21 protein-coding genes are annotated in these 20,002 nt (G+C 61.3%); 16 read left to right on the top strand and 5 right to left on the bottom strand.

Annotated elements, in window-relative coordinates:
- Nucleotides 1–305: 305 nt before the first annotated feature.
- On the top strand, nt 306–1,427 hold the full coding sequence (locus ACKLKD_RS26005; protein ID WP_025714128.1) for a cupin domain-containing protein: 1,122 nt from the start codon (nt 306–308) through the stop codon (nt 1,425–1,427).
- A gap of 47 nt (nt 1,428–1,474) precedes the next feature.
- Here ACKLKD_RS26005 and kacT read toward each other — a convergent pair whose 3' ends face one another.
- From kacT to cusR, 4 genes are all read right to left on the bottom strand, one after another.
- The gene (kacT, locus tag ACKLKD_RS26010; protein WP_025714127.1) at nt 1,475–2,008 is read right to left on the bottom strand and encodes a type II toxin-antitoxin system toxin KacT; all 534 of its coding nucleotides are present in this window, start codon (nt 2,006–2,008) and stop codon (nt 1,475–1,477) included.
- A gap of 10 nt (nt 2,009–2,018) precedes the next feature.
- Nucleotides 2,019–2,285, bottom strand: a complete 267-nt coding sequence (gene kacA / locus ACKLKD_RS26015) for a type II toxin-antitoxin system antitoxin KacA (RefSeq protein WP_002887278.1) — start codon at nt 2,283–2,285, stop codon at nt 2,019–2,021.
- A gap of 102 nt (nt 2,286–2,387) precedes the next feature.
- Complete coding sequence (locus tag ACKLKD_RS26020) at nt 2,388–3,821, bottom strand: Cu(+)/Ag(+) sensor histidine kinase (protein ID WP_025714126.1); 1,434 nt, start codon at nt 3,819–3,821, stop codon at nt 2,388–2,390.
- Nucleotides 3,811–4,494, bottom strand: a complete 684-nt coding sequence (gene cusR, locus ACKLKD_RS26025; RefSeq protein WP_087806248.1) for a copper response regulator transcription factor CusR — start codon at nt 4,492–4,494, stop codon at nt 3,811–3,813. The genes ACKLKD_RS26020 and cusR overlap by 11 nt, the downstream gene beginning before the upstream one ends.
- A 171-nt stretch (nt 4,495–4,665) precedes the next feature.
- Between cusR and ACKLKD_RS26030 the strand changes: the two genes are divergently transcribed.
- From ACKLKD_RS26030 to ACKLKD_RS26050, 5 genes are all read left to right on the top strand, one after another.
- Nucleotides 4,666–6,051, top strand: a complete 1,386-nt coding sequence (locus tag ACKLKD_RS26030) for an efflux transporter outer membrane subunit (RefSeq protein WP_087806244.1) — start codon at nt 4,666–4,668, stop codon at nt 6,049–6,051.
- 17 nt (nt 6,052–6,068) lie between these two features.
- On the top strand, nt 6,069–6,413 hold the full coding sequence (gene cusF / locus ACKLKD_RS26035; RefSeq protein ID WP_087806242.1) for a cation efflux system protein CusF: 345 nt from the start codon (nt 6,069–6,071) through the stop codon (nt 6,411–6,413).
- Between the two features lie 45 nt (nt 6,414–6,458).
- A complete protein-coding gene (locus tag ACKLKD_RS26040; protein WP_087806240.1) occupies nt 6,459–7,721 on the top strand; it encodes an efflux RND transporter periplasmic adaptor subunit in 1,263 nt (420 codons plus the stop codon).
- A gap of 11 nt (nt 7,722–7,732) precedes the next feature.
- Entirely contained in the window at nt 7,733–10,882 is a 3,150-nt protein-coding gene (locus ACKLKD_RS26045; protein WP_087806238.1) for a CusA/CzcA family heavy metal efflux RND transporter, read from the top strand.
- Nucleotides 10,883–10,954: 72 nt separating this feature from the next.
- Nucleotides 10,955–11,302, top strand: a complete 348-nt coding sequence (locus ACKLKD_RS26050; RefSeq protein ID WP_008807073.1) for a DUF1294 domain-containing protein — start codon at nt 10,955–10,957, stop codon at nt 11,300–11,302.
- A 9-nt stretch (nt 11,303–11,311) separates the two neighbouring features.
- Here the strand turns inward: ACKLKD_RS26050 and ACKLKD_RS26055 are convergent, their stop codons facing one another.
- Nucleotides 11,312–11,845, bottom strand: a complete 534-nt coding sequence (locus tag ACKLKD_RS26055) for a lipocalin family protein (protein WP_009309842.1) — start codon at nt 11,843–11,845, stop codon at nt 11,312–11,314.
- A 116-nt stretch (nt 11,846–11,961) separates the two neighbouring features.
- Between ACKLKD_RS26055 and ACKLKD_RS26060 the strand changes: the two genes are divergently transcribed.
- From ACKLKD_RS26060 to ACKLKD_RS26105, 10 genes are all read left to right on the top strand, one after another.
- Nucleotides 11,962–12,690, top strand: coding sequence for a MerR family transcriptional regulator (locus tag ACKLKD_RS26060; RefSeq protein WP_002887258.1), 729 nt, complete (start codon nt 11,962–11,964; stop codon nt 12,688–12,690).
- A gap of 231 nt (nt 12,691–12,921) precedes the next feature.
- Complete coding sequence (locus ACKLKD_RS26065) at nt 12,922–13,356, top strand: nuclear transport factor 2 family protein (RefSeq protein WP_004178448.1); 435 nt, start codon at nt 12,922–12,924, stop codon at nt 13,354–13,356.
- Nucleotides 13,353–14,072: an SDR family NAD(P)-dependent oxidoreductase gene (locus tag ACKLKD_RS26070; RefSeq protein WP_025714119.1), complete on the top strand. Its 720-nt coding sequence runs from the start codon at nt 13,353–13,355 to the stop codon at nt 14,070–14,072. Before ACKLKD_RS26065 ends, ACKLKD_RS26070 begins: the two co-directional genes overlap by 4 nt.
- The gene (locus ACKLKD_RS26075; RefSeq protein ID WP_080925018.1) at nt 14,069–15,328 is read left to right on the top strand and encodes an NAD(P)/FAD-dependent oxidoreductase; all 1,260 of its coding nucleotides are present in this window, start codon (nt 14,069–14,071) and stop codon (nt 15,326–15,328) included. The genes ACKLKD_RS26070 and ACKLKD_RS26075 overlap by 4 nt, the downstream gene beginning before the upstream one ends.
- A 1-nt stretch (nt 15,329) precedes the next feature.
- Nucleotides 15,330–16,052, top strand: coding sequence for a DUF1365 domain-containing protein (locus ACKLKD_RS26080; RefSeq protein WP_080925019.1), 723 nt, complete (start codon nt 15,330–15,332; stop codon nt 16,050–16,052).
- Complete coding sequence (locus tag ACKLKD_RS26085; protein ID WP_021462630.1) at nt 16,049–17,269, top strand: SAM-dependent methyltransferase; 1,221 nt, start codon at nt 16,049–16,051, stop codon at nt 17,267–17,269. The genes ACKLKD_RS26080 and ACKLKD_RS26085 overlap by 4 nt, the downstream gene beginning before the upstream one ends.
- The gene (locus tag ACKLKD_RS26090; RefSeq protein WP_080925020.1) at nt 17,266–17,751 is read left to right on the top strand and encodes a DUF2878 domain-containing protein; all 486 of its coding nucleotides are present in this window, start codon (nt 17,266–17,268) and stop codon (nt 17,749–17,751) included. The genes ACKLKD_RS26085 and ACKLKD_RS26090 overlap by 4 nt, the downstream gene beginning before the upstream one ends.
- Entirely contained in the window at nt 17,748–18,257 is a 510-nt protein-coding gene (locus ACKLKD_RS26095) for a hypothetical protein (protein ID WP_080925021.1), read from the top strand. The genes ACKLKD_RS26090 and ACKLKD_RS26095 overlap by 4 nt, the downstream gene beginning before the upstream one ends.
- Nucleotides 18,254–18,805, top strand: a complete 552-nt coding sequence (locus tag ACKLKD_RS26100; protein WP_080925022.1) for a DUF3833 domain-containing protein — start codon at nt 18,254–18,256, stop codon at nt 18,803–18,805. The genes ACKLKD_RS26095 and ACKLKD_RS26100 overlap by 4 nt, the downstream gene beginning before the upstream one ends.
- The gene (locus ACKLKD_RS26105; protein ID WP_023342505.1) at nt 18,802–19,761 is read left to right on the top strand and encodes a YbgA family protein; all 960 of its coding nucleotides are present in this window, start codon (nt 18,802–18,804) and stop codon (nt 19,759–19,761) included. The genes ACKLKD_RS26100 and ACKLKD_RS26105 overlap by 4 nt, the downstream gene beginning before the upstream one ends.
- Nucleotides 19,762–20,002 lie beyond the last annotated feature (241 nt).

The raw sequence follows: 20,002 nt of genomic DNA on the forward strand, positions 1-20,002 counted from the left end.
AGCGCATTATAGGGAGTTCGCCGGAAGTAGCAAGCGTTAAAATAGAAAAATCTTATCGACCGCTCATTATTTGAACTTTCCGCTTATTCATCCTCTTACCATTAAAGCCACCATCCCAGTGTTCATGCGGCCTGCAGCGCAGTTTACGCCAGGATCGGTTTTTGACAAAAATGTGATTTTTCTCTCTTACCCAACGCCATTATCGCGCCGATGGTGAATTAAGCACCACTCTTGACCCACGACAAAGCGCCCACCCGGCCCCCATTTCTATAATCAGGCCCGTTTCTTCTTACTGGTAATAATCGATGGCTTATCAACTCAACATTAACTGGCCCGAGTTTTTAGAGAAGTACTGGCAAAAGCAGCCGGTGGTATTAAAAAACGCGTTTCCGGACTTCGTCGACCCGATTACGCCGGACGAGCTGGCCGGATTAGCCATGGAGCCGGAAGTCGACAGCCGGCTGGTCAGCCTGAAAAACGGCAAATGGCAGGCCAGCAACGGGCCTTTTGAACATTTCGACGGGCTGGGCGAGACCGGCTGGTCCCTGCTGGCTCAGGCGGTAAATCACTGGCATATGCCCGCCGCCGAGCTGGTGCGCCCGTTCCGCGTACTGCCAGACTGGCGCCTGGACGACCTGATGATCTCCTTCTCCGTCCCGGGCGGCGGCGTCGGCCCACATATCGATCAGTATGATGTCTTTATTATTCAGGGCATGGGCAGCCGTCGCTGGCGCGTGGGCGATAAGCTGCCGATGCGTCAGTTCTGCCCGCATCCGGCACTGCTGCACGTCGATCCGTTCCCGCCGATCATTGATGAAGATCTGCAGCCGGGCGACATCCTCTATATTCCACCAGGATTCCCACACGACGGCGTGACCCACGAAACGGCGCTGAACTACTCCGTCGGCTTCCGCGGGCCAAACGGCCGCGACCTGATCAGCAGCTTCGCCGACTATGTGCTGGAGAACGATCTTGGCGGCGAACACTACAGCGATCCGGACCTCACCTGCCGCGAGCATCCGGGCCGGGTTGAAGAGTATGAGCTCGAACGTCTGCGCACCATGATGATCGACATGATTCGCCAGCCGGAAGACTTTAAACAGTGGTTCGGCAGTTTCGTCACCACCCCGCGTCACGAGCTGGATATTGCGCCGGCGGAACCACCGTATGAAGAAGAGGAAGTGGTCGATGCGCTGCTGGGTGGCGAAAAGCTTTCCCGCCTGAGCGGCCTGCGCGTTCTGCATATCGGCGACAGCTTCTTCGTGCATAGCGAACAGCTGGATACCACTGATGCCGAGGCGCTGGATGCATTGTGCCGCTATACCTCGTTAGGCCAGGAAGAGCTCGGCAGCGGCCTGCAGAATCCGGCGTTCGTTAGCGAACTGACGCGCCTGATTAATCAGGGCTACTGGTACTTCGAAGAGTAAGAGAACGGCAATACTGCGGGCAGCCACCTGGCGCTGCCCGGTTTCTTTTATGACTCATCGTCAGTAAAGAGCTGTTCAATCGATTTGGTCGGATAAAACAGTAAGTTACTATTTTCATCCACGAGCTGTATAAACCCCAGGCGAAGATAGAATGCTTTAGCCTTCTCATTAAGGGCTTCAACAAACAATCCGTAGATGCCAACGGCTTTAGACGCTCCCCACACCACTCGCATCGCATGGGCAACCAACATCTCTCCCCAGCCCTGCCCCTGAACAGATTTATCAATGGCCAGCCGCCCGAGGGTTACGCTTGGCGCATTTTGATACGGGATTTTCTTTTGCTGAGTTTTAGACGGCAACATGCCTCGCTCGAAACAACTCCCCGATAAGGTGTAATAACCCAGCAACCTGGGAAAGGTATCCCCGGAGACCAGCGCATAACCCCTTAAGATTTGTCCATCGTGCTGCCGCTTGAGGTGCTCTTTTAAAAACGTATTCAGCGCTTCCTCGCCGCAATCAAATCCAGTGATATCGTAGCTGAACGCATCGGCAATCATCTCAATCGTCAGTTGCTGCTCCATTAGCTCTACCTTATCTGGTTTGTAGACGCTTCGCTGCACGTTTCAGTCGATCATTCGGGGCTGGCGGTTGGGTAATCGCCTCCATCACCAGGCTCCATGATTGCTCATTGAGGACCATTCTGCGGTGCTGCTCAATCACTTCCGCAGCACGTTCTGAGGCACTGGCAACCACAAACTGGGTGATCGTCTGATTCGAAATTGCCGCAGCTTCCTCGATGATGCTCTTATCATCATCTGTTAATCTCAAATCTATACGCTGCTTTTTAAGTGCGGGCATACGTTATCTCCGGCCTGTTGCAAACTTCATGTACGGTTATTTTCCGTACATTTAATATAGCGACAGAAAGCCACATACTCAACTATCACTCACGGATTGCGCCTATTTCGGCAACACCACAATAAAACGCGTAGATCGTTGATCGGACTGCACCGCCACGCTGCCGTGATGGGCGCTGACGATGGATTTCACAATCGCCAGGCCGATGCCGCTGCCCTCGCCTTTGCGCTGGCGGGAGGGGTCGACGCGATAGAAACGGTCAAACAGGCGCGGCAGATGCTCGGCGGCAATCGGCGTACCGGGGTTCTCCACCACCAGGCGGATCGTCTCGGCGCTTTCGCTCAACTGGATAGTCACCGCCTGGCCGGCAGGGGTATAGCGGATCGCGTTCGACAGCAGGTTGCTGATCGCTCGCCGAAGCATCAGCGGATCGCCAGTCACCCGGCAGTGGCTACCAACAAAGCGCAGCGCCACCTCTTTCTCTTCCGCCCACGCTTCAAAGAATTCAAACACCTTATGCACTTCATCGGCCAGATCCAGCGCCTGTTGCTCGGGGATCAGCTGGTTATTATCCGCCTGGGCGAGGAACAACATATCGCTGACCATCCGCGACATCCGCGAGAACTCTTCAAGATTGGAATACAACACCTCTTCCAGCTCCTGCTGGCTGCGGCTCTGGCTTAAGGCGATTTCGGTTTGCGTCACCAGGTTGGTAATCGGCGTACGGATTTCATGGGCGATATCGGCGGAGAAGTTGGACTGGCGGGTAAAGACATCCTCTATCCGCTCCAGCATATGGTTAAACGACAGCGCCAACCGCTCCAGCTCGATGGGCACCGCCTGTGGATCAAGGCGTACATCGAGATCCCGGGAGGTAATATTCTGGATCTGGCGGCTGATCTGGCGGATCGGCTTATGCCCCTGATAGACCACAAACAGCACGATGGCAATGATCAGCAAACTGATTATCGTCGCCGCGGAAATCAGCTTCGCTTTCAGCTCATTAATATAGTGCAGGTGAAAATCGATGGATAAGGCCATCAGCAGGTGGTACGCCGGTTTGCCGTCCGCCTGCTTGCCCAGCGGCAGCATAATCAGCCGCCAGGCGCGGGTTTCCATTGGATGATTATCATGCACCATTGCCCGCGACTGCGGGTCAGTCCATGAAATGACATTCCCGTCGCGGAGCTGCATCGCCAGCCCCGGCGTACTCAGCATATGGCTGAGATCCGGCCCGTCGGGTGACTGAAACAGAATATTGCCCTGGCCGTCGTCCAGACAGATAAAAACGTTGGCGTAACCCGCAATGATATTCCTCACGATCTCCAGCCGCCGCGCCTGCGGATAGTCGGCGTGGTCGAGGACCGTCTCCAGCGTGGTGCTGAGCTGCTTGAGATCGTGAACGTCGCGTTCTTCAAAGTGGGCCTTCACCGAATGGATCATGATCCAGGTGAAGGCAAAGAAGGCGATGATGGTGGCTAGGCTAATAAAGAAGGTCAGCCGGGTGGCCAGGGAAAAGGGGCGCTTAGCGGCCATCCGGCACCTCAAGCATATAGCCGACGCCGCGCACGGTCTGGATTAGCTTCGGCTCGAAGTCATTATCGATTTTGGCGCGCAGCCGCTTCACCGCCACGTCGATAGCGTTAGTGTCGCTGTCGAAATTCATATCCCAGACCTGCGAAGCAATTAACGACCGCGGAAGCACCTCGCCCTGATGGCGCAGGAAGAACTCCAGCAGGGTAAACTCCTTGCTGGTCAGTGAGATGCGAGTCGCGCCGCGCGTCACCTTGCGGCTGACCAAATCAACGCTGAGATCGGCCGCCTGAAACTGGCTTTCGACGATGACCGCCGCCCCGCGACGCAATAGCGTGCGCACCCGCGCCAGCAGTTCCGCAAAAGCAAAGGGCTTCACCAGATAGTCGTCGGCGCCCAGCTCCAGCCCCTTCACCCGATGCTCGATAGTGCCGAGCGCGGTGAGCAGCAGGATCGGCATGCCTTTCCCGGCGGCGCGCAGCATGCGCACGATATCCCAGCCGTTCACATCCGGCAGCATGATGTCGAGGATCAGCAGATCGTAATCGCTGGTCATCGCCAGGTGATAGCCGTTGAGGCCGTTATCGGCCAGGTCGACGACGAAGCCGGCCTCGGTGAGCCCTTTGGTCAGGTACTCTCCGGTTTTCTTCTCATCTTCGACAATCAAAATCTTCACGGCAGGCTCCTTCACGCGCGCTTCGTGCGGGTATTCAATTTTAGAGAAGCGCCTCCGGATAGCAATGAAATATCAGGAAAATGACAGTTTTGTCATTTTCCTGTCACGCGTTGAACAGAGCCCGCTACGTAAAGTAGCCGCCATGGATAAATCGTCGAAACGTCTGCCGCCATGCGTTCAATACAGCTACTTACCCTCAGCGTGATATTTGCCTTAACCGGCTGTGTCTCGCTCGCTCCGGACTACCAGCGCCCCGCCGCGCCGGTGCCGCAGCAGTTCTCACTCAGCCAGAACAGACTGGTTGCCGCAACGGCGGATTACCAGAAGACCGGCTGGCGCACCTTTTTCGTCGACCCGCAGGTGAAAAGCCTGATTAGCACCGCGCTGACCAACAACCGCGATTTACGGATGGCGACGCTGAAAGTGCAGGAAGCCCGCGCCCAGTACCGGGTCACCGACGCCGACCGCTACCCGCAGGTTAACGGCGACGGCAGCACCACCTATGGCGGCAAGCTTAAAGGCGACACCACCACCAGCAGCGATTATGCCGCCGGCCTGAATCTCAGCTACGACCTCGACTTCTTTGGCCGGTTGAAAAACCTCAGCGAGGCCGACCGGCAGAACTTCTTCGCCAGCGAAGAGGCGCGGCGCGCGGTGCATATCCTGTTGATTGCTAACGTTTCACAAAGCTACTTCAACCAGCGGCTGGCGGCGGCGCAGCTGCAGGTGGCGAACGACACCTTACAGAACTATCAGCAGTCTTACGCTTTCGTTGAAAAACAGCTGCTGACCGGCACCACCACCGTGCTGGCGCTGGAACAGGCGCGCGGCATGATCGAAAGCACCCGCGCCGATATCGCCAAACGTCAGGGCCAGCTGGCGCAGGCCAATAACGCCCTGCAGCTGCTGCTCGGCAGCTATCAACGGCTGCCGGACGATAGCGCCAGCAGCGCCATCGATCTGCAAGGCGTCACTCTGCCGCCATCGCTCTCCTCAGCGATCCTGCTGCAGCGGCCGGATATTCTGGAAGCGGAACACAGCCTGCGGGCGGCTAACGCCAATATCGGCGCCGCGCGGGCGGCCTTCTTCCCGTCGATTACCCTGACCAGCTCGCTCTCCGGCAGCAGCAGTGAGCTCTCCAGCCTGTTTAACGCCGGCAACGCGATGTGGAACTTCATCCCCAAAATCGAGCTGCCGATTTTCAACGCCGGGCGTAATCAGGCCAACCTCGATCTGGCGGAGATCCGCCAGCAGCAGCAGGTGGTCAACTATGAGCAAAAAATACAGTCCGCTTTTAAGGAAGTGGCCGACGCGCTGGCCCTGCGTCAGAGCCTGGCCGATCAAATTGCCGCCCAGGAGCGTTATCTCACTTCACTAAATATCACCCTGCAGCGCGCTACTGCGCTCTATCGTCACGGCGCGGTCAGCTACATCGAAGTCCTGAGCGCCCAGCGCGACATTTTCACCACCCGACAAACCCTGCTGGAACTCAACTATTCCCGTCAGGCAAATGAAATCACCCTGTTCACCGCCCTCGGCGGCGGCTGGATGGAATAACCCAAGGAGTCCCGAACATGAATTCACTGTCTAAAATCGCCCTGTTCACCCTGCTTTCTGGCGCGGTGTTCGCGGCCCAGGCCGCCGACACGCACGCCGGTATGGCAATGCACGAGCAACCCGCTGCCGCGCAGACGCAAAGCATCACTGGCAAAGGCATCATTAAAGCTATTGATATGGATAGCAAAAAAATCACTATTGCCCACGACGCCATCCCGGCGGTGAACTGGCCGCCGATGACCATGCGCTTCACCATCACCCCGCAGACGCAGCTCAACAATGTGAAGGACGGCGACAGCGTGGACTTCACCTTCGTTCAGCAGGGCAACCTGTCGCTGTTACAGGATATCCGCGCCCAATAACCGTTCGGCGACGGTAGGCCCCCTCAACAACTGAATGGACGACACATGGCATCCCTGACACTGAAAAATACGGCGCTGATCCTCGGCAGCATGCTGATTGGCGGCGCGCTTACCGCGGCGCTGTACGCCCGACTGACGCCGACCCACGCTGCCGCTCCAGCGGCCGAGCAGCAGCGTAAAGTGCTGTTCTGGTACGACCCGATGTACCCGAATACTCGCTTTGATAAACCGGGTAAATCGCCGTTTATGGATATGGATCTGGTGCCGAAATACGCTGATGAGGAGAGTGCCGCCGCCGGTGCGCCGGGGGTGCGTATCGACCCGACGCAGACCCAGAATCTCGGCGTAAAAACCGCCGCGGTCAGCCGCGGGCCGCTGCGCTACGCCCAGACCTTCCCGGCCAACATCAGCTATAACGAGTATCAGTACGTGATTATGCAGGCGCGGGCGGCGGGCTTTATCAATAAAGTCTATCCGCTGACCGTCGGCGACAAAGTCAAGCAAGGCACGCCGTTACTCGAGCTGACCATCCCGGACTGGGTGGAAGCGCAGAGCGAATATCTGTTGTTGCAGGAGACCGGGGGCACCGCCACCCAGGTCGAGGGGATCCTCGAGCGTTTGCGCCTCGCCGGAATGCCAGATGACGATATCCGCCGCCTGAAAACCACACGTAAAATCCAGACCCGCTTTACCCTCAAAGCACCGATCGACGGCGTGATTACCGCCTTCGATCTGCGCGCCGGAATGAACATCGCCAAAGATAATGTAGTGGCGAAAATTCAGGGCATGGACCCGGTGTGGGTTAGCGTGGCGGTGCCGGAATCCATCGCCTGGCTAATTAAAGACGCCTCGCAGTTCGCCATTCAGGTTCCCGCCTGGCCGGGCAAAACCTTCAGCATCAACAAATGGACGATTCTCCCCAGCGTCGATAGCGCCACCCGCACCCTGCAGCTGCGCCTGCAGGTCAACAACCCGGATGAAGCGCTGAAGCCGGGGATGAACGCCTATCTGCAGCTGACCAGTGAAAGCGAACCGATGCTGCTGATCCCCTCCAAAGCGTTGATCGACAGCGGCAGCGAGCAGCGAGTGATTACCGTGGATAACGAGGGGCGCTTCGTGCCGAAACGCGTGCAGGTATTCCATGAATCCGCTGGCGTTACGGCCATTCGCAGCGGTCTGCAGGAGGGCGAAAAAGTCGTCGCCAGCGGCCTGTTCCTGATCGACTCGGAAGCCAATATCGCCGGCGCGCTGGAGCGCATGCGCACGCAGGCTCCTGATGTCACAGCCCCTGTCGCCCACGCGCACTGAGGAACGGAACAATGATTGAATGGATTATCCGCCGCTCGGTGGCCAACCGCTTCCTGGTGATGATGGCGGCGCTGTTTCTCAGCATCTGGGGGACCTGGACCATCATCCACACCCCGGTGGACGCCCTGCCGGACCTCTCCGACGTACAGGTAATCGTCAAAACCAGCTACCCGGGACAGGCGCCGCAGATCGTCGAAAACCAGGTCACCTGGCCGCTGACCACCACCATGCTGTCGGTGCCTGGCGCCAAAACGGTTCGCGGCTTCTCGCAGTTTGGCGACTCCTACGTATACGTGATTTTTGAAGACGGCACCGATCCTTACTGGGCGCGCTCGCGGGTGCTGGAGTATCTCAACCAGGTACAGGGCAAACTGCCCGCCGGGGTCAGCGCCGAAATGGGCCCTGACGCCACCGGCGTTGGCTGGGTCTTCGAGTACGCGCTGGTCGACCGCAGCGGCAAACACGACCTCGCCGAACTGCGCTCGTTGCAAGACTGGTTCTTAAAATATGAGCTGAAAACCATTCCTAACGTCTCGGAAGTGGCGTCGGTAGGCGGCGTGGTCAAGGAGTATCAGATTGTCGTCGACCCGATGAAGCTGACCCAGTACGGCATCAGCCTCGGCGAGGTGAAATCGGCGCTGGACGCGTCTAACCAGGAGGCAGGCGGCTCTTCCGTCGAACTGGCGGAAGCCGAATATATGGTGCGCGCCAGCGGCTACCTGCAGACGCTCGACGACTTCAAAAATATCGTGCTGAAAACCGGTGACAACGGCGTGCCGGTCTATCTCGGCGACGTTGCGCGGGTGCAGATAGGCCCGGAGATGCGCCGCGGTATCGCCGAGCTTAACGGCGAAGGCGAAGTGGCCGGCGGCGTGGTGATCCTGCGCTCCGGCAAGAACGCCCGCGAGGTGATCTCGGCGGTCAAAGCGAAGCTGGCGTCGCTGCAAAGCAGCCTGCCGGATGGGGTGGAAGTGGTCACCACCTACGACCGCAGCCAGCTTATCGACCGCGCCATCGACAACCTCAGCCACAAGCTGCTGGAAGAGTTTATCGTTGTCGCGCTGGTTTGCGCCCTGTTCCTGTGGCACGTGCGCTCGGCGCTGGTGGCGATTATCTCGCTGCCGCTCGGCCTGTGCTTCGCCTTTATCATGATGCATTTCCAGGGGCTCAACGCCAATATCATGTCGCTGGGCGGGATCGCCATTGCGGTGGGGGCGATGGTCGATGCCGCCATCGTGATGATTGAGAACGCCCATAAGCGGCTGGAGGAGTGGGAACATCAGCACCCGGGAGAGAAGCTCAGCAACGACATCCGCTGGAAAATCATTACCGATGCGTCGGTGGAGGTCGGCCCGGCGCTGTTTATCAGCCTGCTGATCATTACCCTGTCGTTTATCCCGATTTTCACCCTCGAAGGTCAGGAGGGCAAACTGTTCGGCCCGCTGGCCTTCACCAAAACCTGGTCGATGGCCGGGGCGGCGCTGCTGGCGATCGTGGTGATCCCGATCCTGATGGGCTTCTGGATCCGCGGCAAGATCCCGGCGGAGAACAGCAACCCACTGAACCGCTTTTTGATCCGCATTTATCACCCGCTGCTGCTGAAGGTGCTGCACTGGCCGAAGACCACCCTGCTGATTGCGCTCCTGTCGATCCTGACGGTTATCTGGCCGCTTAACCGGGTCGGCGGCGAGTTTCTGCCGCAGATTAACGAAGGCGATCTGCTCTATATGCCGTCAACGCTGCCGGGGATCTCCGCTGCGCAGGCGGCGGATATGCTGCAGAAAACCGATAAGCTGATCATGACGGTGCCGGAAGTGGCGCGGGTGTTCGGCAAAACCGGCAAGGCCGAAACCGCCACCGACTCGGCGCCGCTGGAGATGGTAGAGACCACGATTCAGCTCAAGCCGCAGGATCAGTGGCGACCGGGGATGACCATGGAGAAGATCGTCGAGGAGCTGGATAAAACCGTGCGCCTGCCGGGGCTGGCGAACCTGTGGGTGCCGCCGATCCGCAACCGCATCGACATGCTCTCCACCGGCATCAAGAGCCCGATTGGTATTAAAGTTTCCGGCACTAATCTGGCCGATATCGACGCCATCGCCGAACAAATTGAAGGGGTGGCGCGCAGCGTGCCGGGAGTCACGTCGGCATTAGCCGAGCGGCTGGTCGGTGGGCGCTACCTCAACATTGATATTCAGCGCGAGAAGGCGGCCCGCTACGGGATGACCGTCGGCGACGTGCAGCTGTTCGTCTCGTCCGCCATCGGCGGGGCGATGGTTGGCGAGACCGTGGAAGGCGTCGAGCGCTACCCGATCAACATCCGCTACCCGCAGAGCTATCGCGACAGCCCGGAGACCCTGCGCCAGCTGCCGATCCTCACGCCGCTGAAGCAGCAGATCGTCCTCGGCGACGTGGCTGAGGTGAAGGTGGTCACCGGACCATCGATGCTGAAGACCGAGAACGCCCGCCCGACCAGTTGGATCTACATCGACGCCCGCGACCGCGACATGGTGTCGGTAGTGCACGATCTGCAGCAGGCCATCGGCAAGGAGGTGAAGCTGAAGCCGGGCATCAGTGTGTCCTACTCCGGGCAGTTTGAGCTGCTGGAGCGCGCCAATCAGAAGCTGAAGCTGATGGTGCCGATGACGCTGATGATTATCTTCGTGCTGCTATACCTGGCGTTCCGCCGCGTCGGCGAGGCGCTGCTGATTATCACCAGCGTGCCGTTCGCCCTTGTCGGCGGGATCTGGTTCCTCTACTGGATGGGATTCCATCTGTCGGTAGCCACCGGTACCGGCTTTATCGCCCTCGCCGGGGTGGCGGCGGAGTTTGGCGTGGTGATGCTGATGTACCTGCGCCACGCCATCGAGGCGGAGCCATCGCTGGAGAACCCGCAGACCTTCAGCGCCGATAAGCTCGACGAGGCGCTGTACCAGGGCGCGGTGCTGCGCGTGCGGCCAAAGGCGATGACCGTGGCGGTGATTATCGCCGGCCTGCTGCCGATCTTATGGGGTACCGGCGCCGGGTCGGAAGTGATGAGCCGTATCGCCGCGCCGATGATTGGCGGGATGATCACCGCCCCGCTGCTGTCGCTATTTATCATTCCGGCGGCATATAAGCTGATGTGGCTGTATCGGCATCGGGGCAAGCGTAGCCAATAGCCCGCCGCGTTTACGCCGGCCCGGTAAATTGGCTATAGTGGCGCTATTCTTCTGGCCGGCGTGAACGTCCCTATGAATCTGAACCTGGTATGTTATTCCCTGCTGCTGCTCACCGCCGTGGGCAGCGCCCTGCTGCCCTACCCGCTGGCGATGTGGTTTTTACTGAGCAGCCTTCTGACATGGCTTATCTATGGCGCCGACAAGCTGGCGGCGCGCAAAGCCTGGCGACGGGTGCCAGAGACCACGCTGCTGGTGCTGGGCCTGGCGGGAGGCTGGCCGGGGGCCATCCTCGGCCAACAGTGCTTTCGTCATAAAACGCAAAAGCAGCCCTTCCGGCGGTGGTTTTTCGTCAGCGTGGCGCTGAACGTGGCGGCGCTGGCCGGGCTGTACGTGGTTTATACCCACCTGCTGAGCCGCTAAGGGGCGAGGCTAGCGCGGCGTCTGGCGGATCCACACCAGGCGATCGACGTCAAAGCCCAGCTCGCGCGCGGTATTCAGGTAATCCTGCTTCACCGCCGCCGGGATGGTGGGGGTGCGCGACAGGATCCACAGATAGTCGCGGTTGGGGCCGCTGACCAGCGCGTACTGGTAGTCATCGTCCAGGCGGATCACGTTATAGCCGCCGTAGAATGGCCCGAAGAACGACACCTTCAGCGCCGCGGTGGTAGGGGCGCCGGTGAAGTAGGCTTTTCCGTCGCTCTCATTCCAGCGTTTTTTGACCGGGTCATAACCGCGATTGACGACGCTGATCCCCCCGTCGCTGCGGGTGCCGTAGGTGGCGGTCACCTGCTCCAGGCCTCGCTCGAAGCGATTCTCCAGGCGGGCGACTTCATACCATTTTCCGAGGTAACGGCTGGCATCAAACCCGCTAATCGGCTGAACGCCCTTCGGCGGGGTGGGCGATTTGCAGGCCACCAGGGTTAACGCGATAGCAACGCCAGTGACAACAGGCCATAGCTTCATGAGAACTCCTTTCATTTACGCGGTTGGGGAAAGTGTAGTGCAAAGCCACTACACTTCACGCCAGCCGACGTGATTCGTAGTATATTGAGAATATTCTTTGTTAACAGGTGGCCTCCATGCCTTACTCCATCGGCGAATTTGCCCGACTATGCGGGATAAATGCGACCACGCTTCGCGCCTGGCAGCGCCGCTATGGCCTGCTCAAGCCGCTGCGCACCGATGGTGGTCACCGTCTGTACAGCGATGACGACGTCCAGCAGGCGCTGAAGATCCTCGACTGGGTGAAAAAAGGGGTGCCGGTCAGCCAGGTGAAACCCCTGCTGTCGCGCCCCGGCGCGCGGCGCACCAACAACTGGCTGACGTTGCAGGAGACCATGCTGCAGCGGCTGAAAGAGGGAAAAATCGAGTCCCTGCGCCAGCTTATCTACGACGCCGGGCGCGAATATCCGCGCCAGGAGCTGGTGACCGAGGTGCTGCGTCCGCTGCGCAGCCAGGTCTCCGCCAACGTGCCGGCCATCATGACGCTGCGCGAAATCCTCGACGGCATCATCATCGCCTATACCTCGTTTTGCCTTGAAGGCGACAAGAAGGCGCCCGGGGACAACTTTCTGATCACCGGCTGGCACCTGACCGATGCCTGCGAAATCTGGCTTGAGGCGCTCAAACGCACCGGCCAGGGTCATCGCATCGACGTTCTGCCGGTGCCTCCCGCCGCCCTGGCGCCGGAGATTTTCCCCCAGCGCAACTGGCTGCTGGTCACCAGCGGCAAACTCTCCGCCGCCCGCCAGAGGCAGGTGGAACTCTGGCAGCAGCAGGTCGTCTCCCTCGAGGTAATTCCGCTCTAACCCCCTGTTTTAACTTACATCCCCTCTCTGAGACGCCAGCGCCCGGTGGCGCGGCGGGCTCACGCTTGCCCTTTGCACCACCCGCGATTTTCACTCCTTAAAACATCAATCATAACCACATGATCTTTAACACAAATAAAATATATTTTTCCACAAACTTGGACAAATAATTTTATTTGTGTAAGTTTTAAGTATGCCATTACACCACCGTATCTAGCCAGGATGTGATCCATGAGCACCTCGCCGTCCGTGATTCGTCGTTTCGTTGAGTACTACGCCGGGCTGGATGCGCAGCCGCCCGCGGCGCTGGCCGCGCTGTACCATCCGGACGCGACGCTGAGCGATCCTTTTGGTCAGCATCAGGGGCTGTTCGCCATTCAGCGCTACTTTACCCATCTGCTGGCCAACGTGGAGCAGTGCCGGTTCACCATCGACACGCCGCTCTGCGACGGCCAACGATTCGCCGTGACCTGGACTATGCACTGGTCGCATCCGCGCATTGCCGGCGGAGAAACGCTGGCCCTGCCGGGCTGCTCGGTGGTGGACATCGCCGGGGAGCAGGTTCTCCATCAGCGCGACTACTACGACGCCGGGGAGATGATCTACGAGCATCTTCCCCTGCTGGGCTGGGCGGTGCGCGGTGTGAAACGGAGGGTGCGCTCATGATGACGGTGCTCATCACCGGCGCCAGCTCCGGGATCGGCGCCGGCCTGGCGAAATCCTTCGCAGCGGATGGCCATCGGGTTATCGCCTGCGGGCGCGATGCGTCGCGCCTGTCGGCGCTCCAGCAGTTCAGCCCCAACATCAGCGGGCGCCTGTTCGATATGACAGACAGGGACGCCTGTCGCCAGGCACTGACGGGCTGTTTTGCCGATCTGATCATTCTCTGCGCCGGGACCTGCGAATACCTCGACCACGGGCAGGTGGATGCTGCCCTCGTGGAGCGGGTGATGGCCACCAACTTCCTCGGGCCGGTGAACTGCCTGGCGGCGCTGCAGACACAGCTGGAGGCAGGCGATCGGGTGGTGCTGGTCAGCTCCATGGCGCACTGGCTGCCCTTCCCGCGCGCGGAAGCCTATGGCGCCTCCAAGGCGGCGCTGACCTGGTTTGCCAACAGCCTGCGTCTGGACTGGGAGCCGAAAGGGGTGGCCGTCACGGTAGTCTCTCCGGGCTTCGTCGACACCCCGCTGACGCGCAAAAACGACTTTGCCATGCCCGGCCGGGTGAGCGTGGATCGGGCGGTGGCGGCGATCCGCCACGGCCTGGCGAAAGGCAAAAACCACATCGCCTTCCCCACCGGTTTCAGCCTGGCCCTGCGGCTGCTGGCCAGTCTGCCATCGGGTATCCAGCGCCTGCTGTTGCGCAGGATGGTGCGCTCATGAACATCGCCATCATCGGCAGCGGCATCGCCGGGCTGACCTGCGCCTGGCGGCTGGCCGGACACCATCAGGTGACGCTGTTCGAAGCGGGTGCCACGCCGGGCGGCCACACCGCCACCGTGGATGTCGCCACGCCGCAGGGCACCTGGGCCATCGATACCGGATTTATCGTCTACAACGATCGCACCTATCCGCGCTTTATGGGCCTGCTCAGCGAGCTGGGGATCGACGGGCAAAAAACGCAGATGAGCTTCTCGGTTCACAACCCGGCCAGCGGCCTGGAGTACAACGGCCACAGCCTGACCTCGCTTTTCGCCCAGCGGCGCAATCTGCTGAAGCCGGCCTTCTGGGGGCTGCTGAGCGAGATCGTCCGCTTTAACCGGCTGGCGAAACTGGCGCTGACCGAGGCGCTGGATCCGGGGGCGACGCTGGAGAGCTTCCTCGTCCGCCACCGCTTCAGCCCCTTCTTCGCCCGCCACTATATCCTGCCGATGGGGGCAGCCATCTGGTCGTCGTCGCTGCAGGAGATGCGCCGCTTCCCGCTGCCGCTGTTTTTACGTTTCTTTGAACACCACGGCCTGCTGGATATTCGCGATCGCCCGCAGTGGTATGTGGTGCCCGGCGGTTCCCGGGAGTACGTTCGCGCCCTGCTCGCCAGGCTCGGCGATCGTCTGGATCTGCGCCTCAACGCGCCGGTACAGCAGGTGGACCGTCACCCGACGGGGATCACCCTGCGGCTGGCGTCCGGGGAGGCGCATTTTGACCAGGTGATTTTCGCCTGCCACTCCGCACAGGCCCTGGCGATGCTGGCGACGCCCACCGACTCCGAACGTGAAATCCTCGGGGACATCGGCTGGCAGCGTAACGAGGTGGTACTGCACAGCGATCCGCGCTGGCTGCCGGAGCGCCAGCGCGCCTGGGCCAGCTGGAACTATCGCCTGAGCGACGGGGATCGGGCCCGGGCCTGCGTCACCTACAACATGAATATTCTCCAGGGGCTGCCCGCAGGCGCGCCGCTGTTCTGCGTCACCCTGAACCCGGACGCGCCGGTGGACGATCGCTACGTCTGGCAGCGCTTCGTCTATGAACATCCGCTGTTTAATCCGCAAAGCTGGTCGGCCCAGCTGCGGCGCGAAGAGATTAACGGCCAGCAGCGGAGCTGGTACTGCGGGGCCTACTGGTACAACGGCTTTCATGAGGACGGGGTGCGCAGCGCGCTCGACGTGGTGCAGGGCATCGCCGCGGCGGAGGGCAAGTGAGATGAACAGCTGCCTCTATCAGGGCGTCCTGCGCCACCGTCGCCTGCAGCCGAAGGCGCACCACTTCGTCTACCGCCTGTTTATGGCCTGGCTCGACCTCGACGAACTGGACAGGCTGCCTGAGGCGGGTATCCGTCGCAACCGCCTGGCCGCCGCCGCCTGGTACGACGCCGATTATCCGCTGGGCGCGCCGCTGAAGGCCCAGGTGCTGAACCGGCTGGAGAGCCTGACCGGCTACCGCCCGGCGGGACGCGTGATGCTCCTGACCCAGCTGCGCTACTTCGGCTTCCATTTTAATCCGGTCAACTTTTACTACTGCTATGACGAAGCCGACACCCTGCGCTGGGTGCTGGCCGAAGTACGCAACACGCCGTGGAATGAGCGTCATTACTACGCGGTGGACGGCCAGCAGGCGCGCCCGCTGGAGAAAGCCTTTCACGTTTCGCCCTTTAACCCGATGGACATGGTCTATCACTGGCGCTTCAACGCGCCCGGCAAAACGCTGCACATGCATATTGAAAACCATCAGGCCAGCAAGGTGTTCGACGCCACGCTGGCCCTGAGCCGCGTGCCGTTGACCCGCGCCAACCTGCGCGAGCTGCTGCTGCGTCTGCCGCTGATGACCCTGAAAACCGTCCTCGCCATCTACTGGCAGGCGCTGCGGCTGTGGCTGAAGCGCGTGCCGCTGTACAACCATCCTGTCAGCAGGAGTGAACGCTCATGACCGATCCCGTCTTTGCGCTTGAACCCGATGTGCCGCGCAACGTGCGGCTCGCGCGCTGGCTGCTCTTTCGTCTGTTGAGCGGCCTCCGCGAAGGCTCGCTCACCGTGCGCGAAGGGGCGCAGACTTTTCATTTTGGCGACCCCGCCGCCGCGCTGCGCGCCGAGGCGCGGGTCTGCACGCCGGAGGTGTACTGGCGTCTGCTGACCGGCGGCAGCCTGGCGGCGGCCGAGGCCTGGATGGACGGCGACTGGGAGAGCCACCAGCTGACGGCGCTGCTGCAGATCCTCGCGCGCAACGGTGAGGTGCTGGGGCGTCTGGAGCGCGGCTTTCGTCTGCTGGGCAAGCCCGTCGCCCGCCTGCGCCACTGGACCCGCCGCAACACCCGCGCCCAGGCGCGGGAGAACATCGCCGCCCATTACGACCTCGGCAACGAATTTTATGCCTACTTTCTGGATGACGACCTGCTCTACTCCAGCGCGCTGTTTACCGACGACCAGCAGGATCTGACCCAGGCCCAGCGGGCCAAGATGGCGCGCCTGTGCGACCAGCTGGCGCTCACTCCCGGCGATCATCTGCTGGAGATTGGCACCGGCTGGGGGGCGCTGGCCGAGTACGCCGCCCGCCATTACGGCTGCCGGGTCACCACCACCACCCTTTCCCGGGAGCAGCACCGCTGGGCTACCGAGCGCATGGCCCGCGCCGGGCTGCAGGATCGCGTCGAAGTGCTGCTCTGCGACTACCGCGATCTGCGCGGCGAGTACGACAAACTGGTGTCGGTGGAGATGATTGAGGCGGTGGGCCAGCGCTACCTCCCGGCCTTCTTCCGCACCTGCCAGGCGCGCCTGCGCCCGGGCGGCAGAATGGCCCTGCAGGCGATCACCATCCAGGATCAGCGCTATCGCGACTACAGCAAAAGCGTCGATTTTATCCAGCGCTACATCTTCCCCGGCGGCTTTTTGCCCAGCATCACGGCAATGAGCGAGCTGATGACCCGCCATACCGATTTTGTGGTGCGCAACCTGTTCGACATGGGCCCGGATTACGCCCGCACCCTGGCGCACTGGCGGCAGCGTTTTACCCACGCCTGGCAGGATATTGAAAAACTCGGCTTTGATGAGCGCTTCCGCCGGATGTGGCTCTACTACTTCGGCTACTGCGAAGCCGGATTTAACGCCCGCACCATCAGCGTGGTGCAGCTCACCGCGGAGCGGGTATGACACGCCCGGCGCAGCACCTGCTGATGGCCCTCGCGTTCGATGTTTACTGGACGCTGGTGGTGATGTTGCGCGAGCGCGGCCTGCTGATCTGGCTGACGCTGGCCATTTTCGCCTGGTTGCGGTTGCCGGCGGCCAGTCGTCCGCCCGCCCTGCTGTTGGCCGCGGCGGGCTGCGGCCTGGACGCCTGCTGGGCGCTGGCGGGGCTGATCGATTTTCGCGGCGACAGCCTGCTGCCCCTGTGGATGGTGGCCCTGTGGCTGATGTTCGCCGTCGTCTGGACCCGACTGACCCGCACCACGACGCTTCCCGGCTGGGTGCTGGCCACGGCCGCCACCGTCGGCGGCCCGGTGGCCTACCTGATCGGCGCTCGCCTCGGAGCCATGACCCTGCTGGTGCCGATGGCGCTTGCCGTGGCCGCCATGGCCTGCGGCTGGCTGGTGCTCATGCTGTTATTCCATCTGGGGATGGGGAGGCGAAAATGAGATTCGCGCTGTTACTGCTGTGGCTGACCGCCCACGCCGCCGACTGGCTGACGTGGCGTCGCGTCGGCGAGGCGACCCTCACCTGGGGGCCATTCACCGTCTATCACTCGCAGCTGCGCACGCCCAATGGCCGGTATGACGGCCCGCAACAGGATCGGGCGCTGATCATCACCTACCGGCGCGACATCGATCGCGACGCGCTGGTGGAGGCCACCCGCGACCAGTGGCAGGCGCAGGGCATTCTGCAGCAGGAGCCGCGCAGCGAAGCCTGGCTGCGCATGCTGCAGGGGATCTGGCCGGACGTCGCGCCGGGCACTCAGCTGGCGTTCGTGGTCAGCGGCAGCGAGGGACAGTTCTGGTACCGCGCCAGCGCCGCACAGACCGCCTTTACCCCGCTCGGCCCTCGCCAGTCGGCGGCGTTCAGCACCCGCTTTCTCGCCATCTGGCTCGATCCGCGCACCACTTATCCCGAACTGCGTCAGCAGTTGATCGGAGGTACACCATGAAACGCACTCTGACCCTTGGCCTGGCGCTGCTGATGCTGATCCTCGCCGGCTGCAGCACCGAGGTCACGGAGTACCGGCAGCAGCAGCCCGCCCTCGACATCTTTCACTATTTTCAGGGGCGAACCGAGGCGTGGGGGATGGTGCAGGATCGCAGCGGCAAGCAGCTGCGCCGCTTCCATGTTGAGATCGATGGCGACGTCGTCGGCGACACCCTGACCCTCCATGAGCGCTTTGTCTATGACGACGGCGAGAAGCAGCAGCGGGTATGGCGCATTCGCCGCACCGGCGATAACCGTTATCAGGGCACCGCCGGGGACATCGAAGGCGTGGCCAGCGGCCAGGCGGCAGGCAATGCCTTTCACTGGCGCTACAGCATGAACGTCGAAGCCAGCGGCAGCCGGTGGCTGCTGCACTTTGACGACTGGATGTTCCTGCAGGACGGCAGCCATTTGTTTAACAAAACCGAGATGAAGAAATTCGGCATTACGGTCGCCACCGTGACCCTTTTCTTTACCCGAACCACAGCAGAAGAGAGGACAGCGCCATGAACACGCAACCTGTCATTGGGATCAGCGGATGTTTAACCGGCTCAGCCGTGCGATTCGACGGCGGGCATAAGCGTATGGGCTTTGTGATGGATGAGCTCGCGCAGTGGGTGGCGTTTAAACCCGTCTGCCCGGAGATGGCGATCGGTCTGCCCGTTCCCCGCCCGGCGCTCCGCCTGGTGCAGACCCCGGTCGGGGAGATCCGCATGCGCTTCAGCCACGCCCCGCACGAGGATGTGACGGAGAAGATGGCTGATTTCGCCAGCGCCCACCTCGCAACCCTGGGCGAGCTGTCGGGCTTTATCGTCTGCGCCAAATCGCCGAGCTGCGGAATGGAGCGCGTGCGGTTGTACGATGAAAAAGGCAATCGCGGGCGTAAGGAAGGCGTGGGGCTGTTTACCGGCGCCCTGATGGCGCGCTACCCGTGGCTGCCGGTGGAAGAGGATGGCCGGCTGCACGATCCGCTGCTGCGGGAGAATTTTGTTGAGCGCGTTTTCGCCCTGCATGAACTCAACGCCCTGCGCGCCCGCGGCCTGACGCGCCACAGCCTGCTGGCCTTTCACAGCCGCTACAAGCTGCAGCTGCTGGCTCACCACCAGGCGGGCTACCGGGAGATCGGCCCGTTCGTCGCCTCGCTGCATGAATGGGAGGATCTGGAGGCGTTCTTCGAGGTCTACCGCGAGAAGCTGATGGCGATCCTCAAGCGGCCCGCCTCGCGGAAAAACCACACCAACGTGCTGATGCATATTCAGGGTTATTTCCGCGACCAGCTCAACAGCCGCCAGCGCGGCGAGCTGCGGGAGGTGATCCTCAACTATCGCGCCGGGTTGCTGCCGATCCTCGCCCCGCTGACGCTGCTTAAGCACTATCTGGCCGAGTATCCGGATCGCTACCTGCAGGCGCAGAACTATTTTGACCCCTACCCGCAGGATCTGGCCCTGCGCCTGACGGTGAACTGAGGGAACCTGGGCCAGTTGCCCGGCGGCGCTGCGCTTGCGCGGGCCTACGTGTGTGAGCCTGCGGGAAGGAACGTAGGCCGGATAAGGCATTTATGCCGCCATCCGGCACTACCTCAGGTACGGCGCCTGACCGCCCGACGGCGCTGCGCTTGCGCGGGCCTACGTTGTGTGAGCCTGCGGGAAGGAACGTAGGCCGGATAAGGCGTCAGCCGCCATCCGGCATAAATGGAGCGCACCAGTC

Origin of the sequence: Klebsiella sp. 10982 (assembly GCF_048589245.1) — a bacterium.
Taxonomy (GTDB): Bacteria; Pseudomonadota; Gammaproteobacteria; order Enterobacterales; family Enterobacteriaceae; genus Klebsiella; species Klebsiella quasivariicola.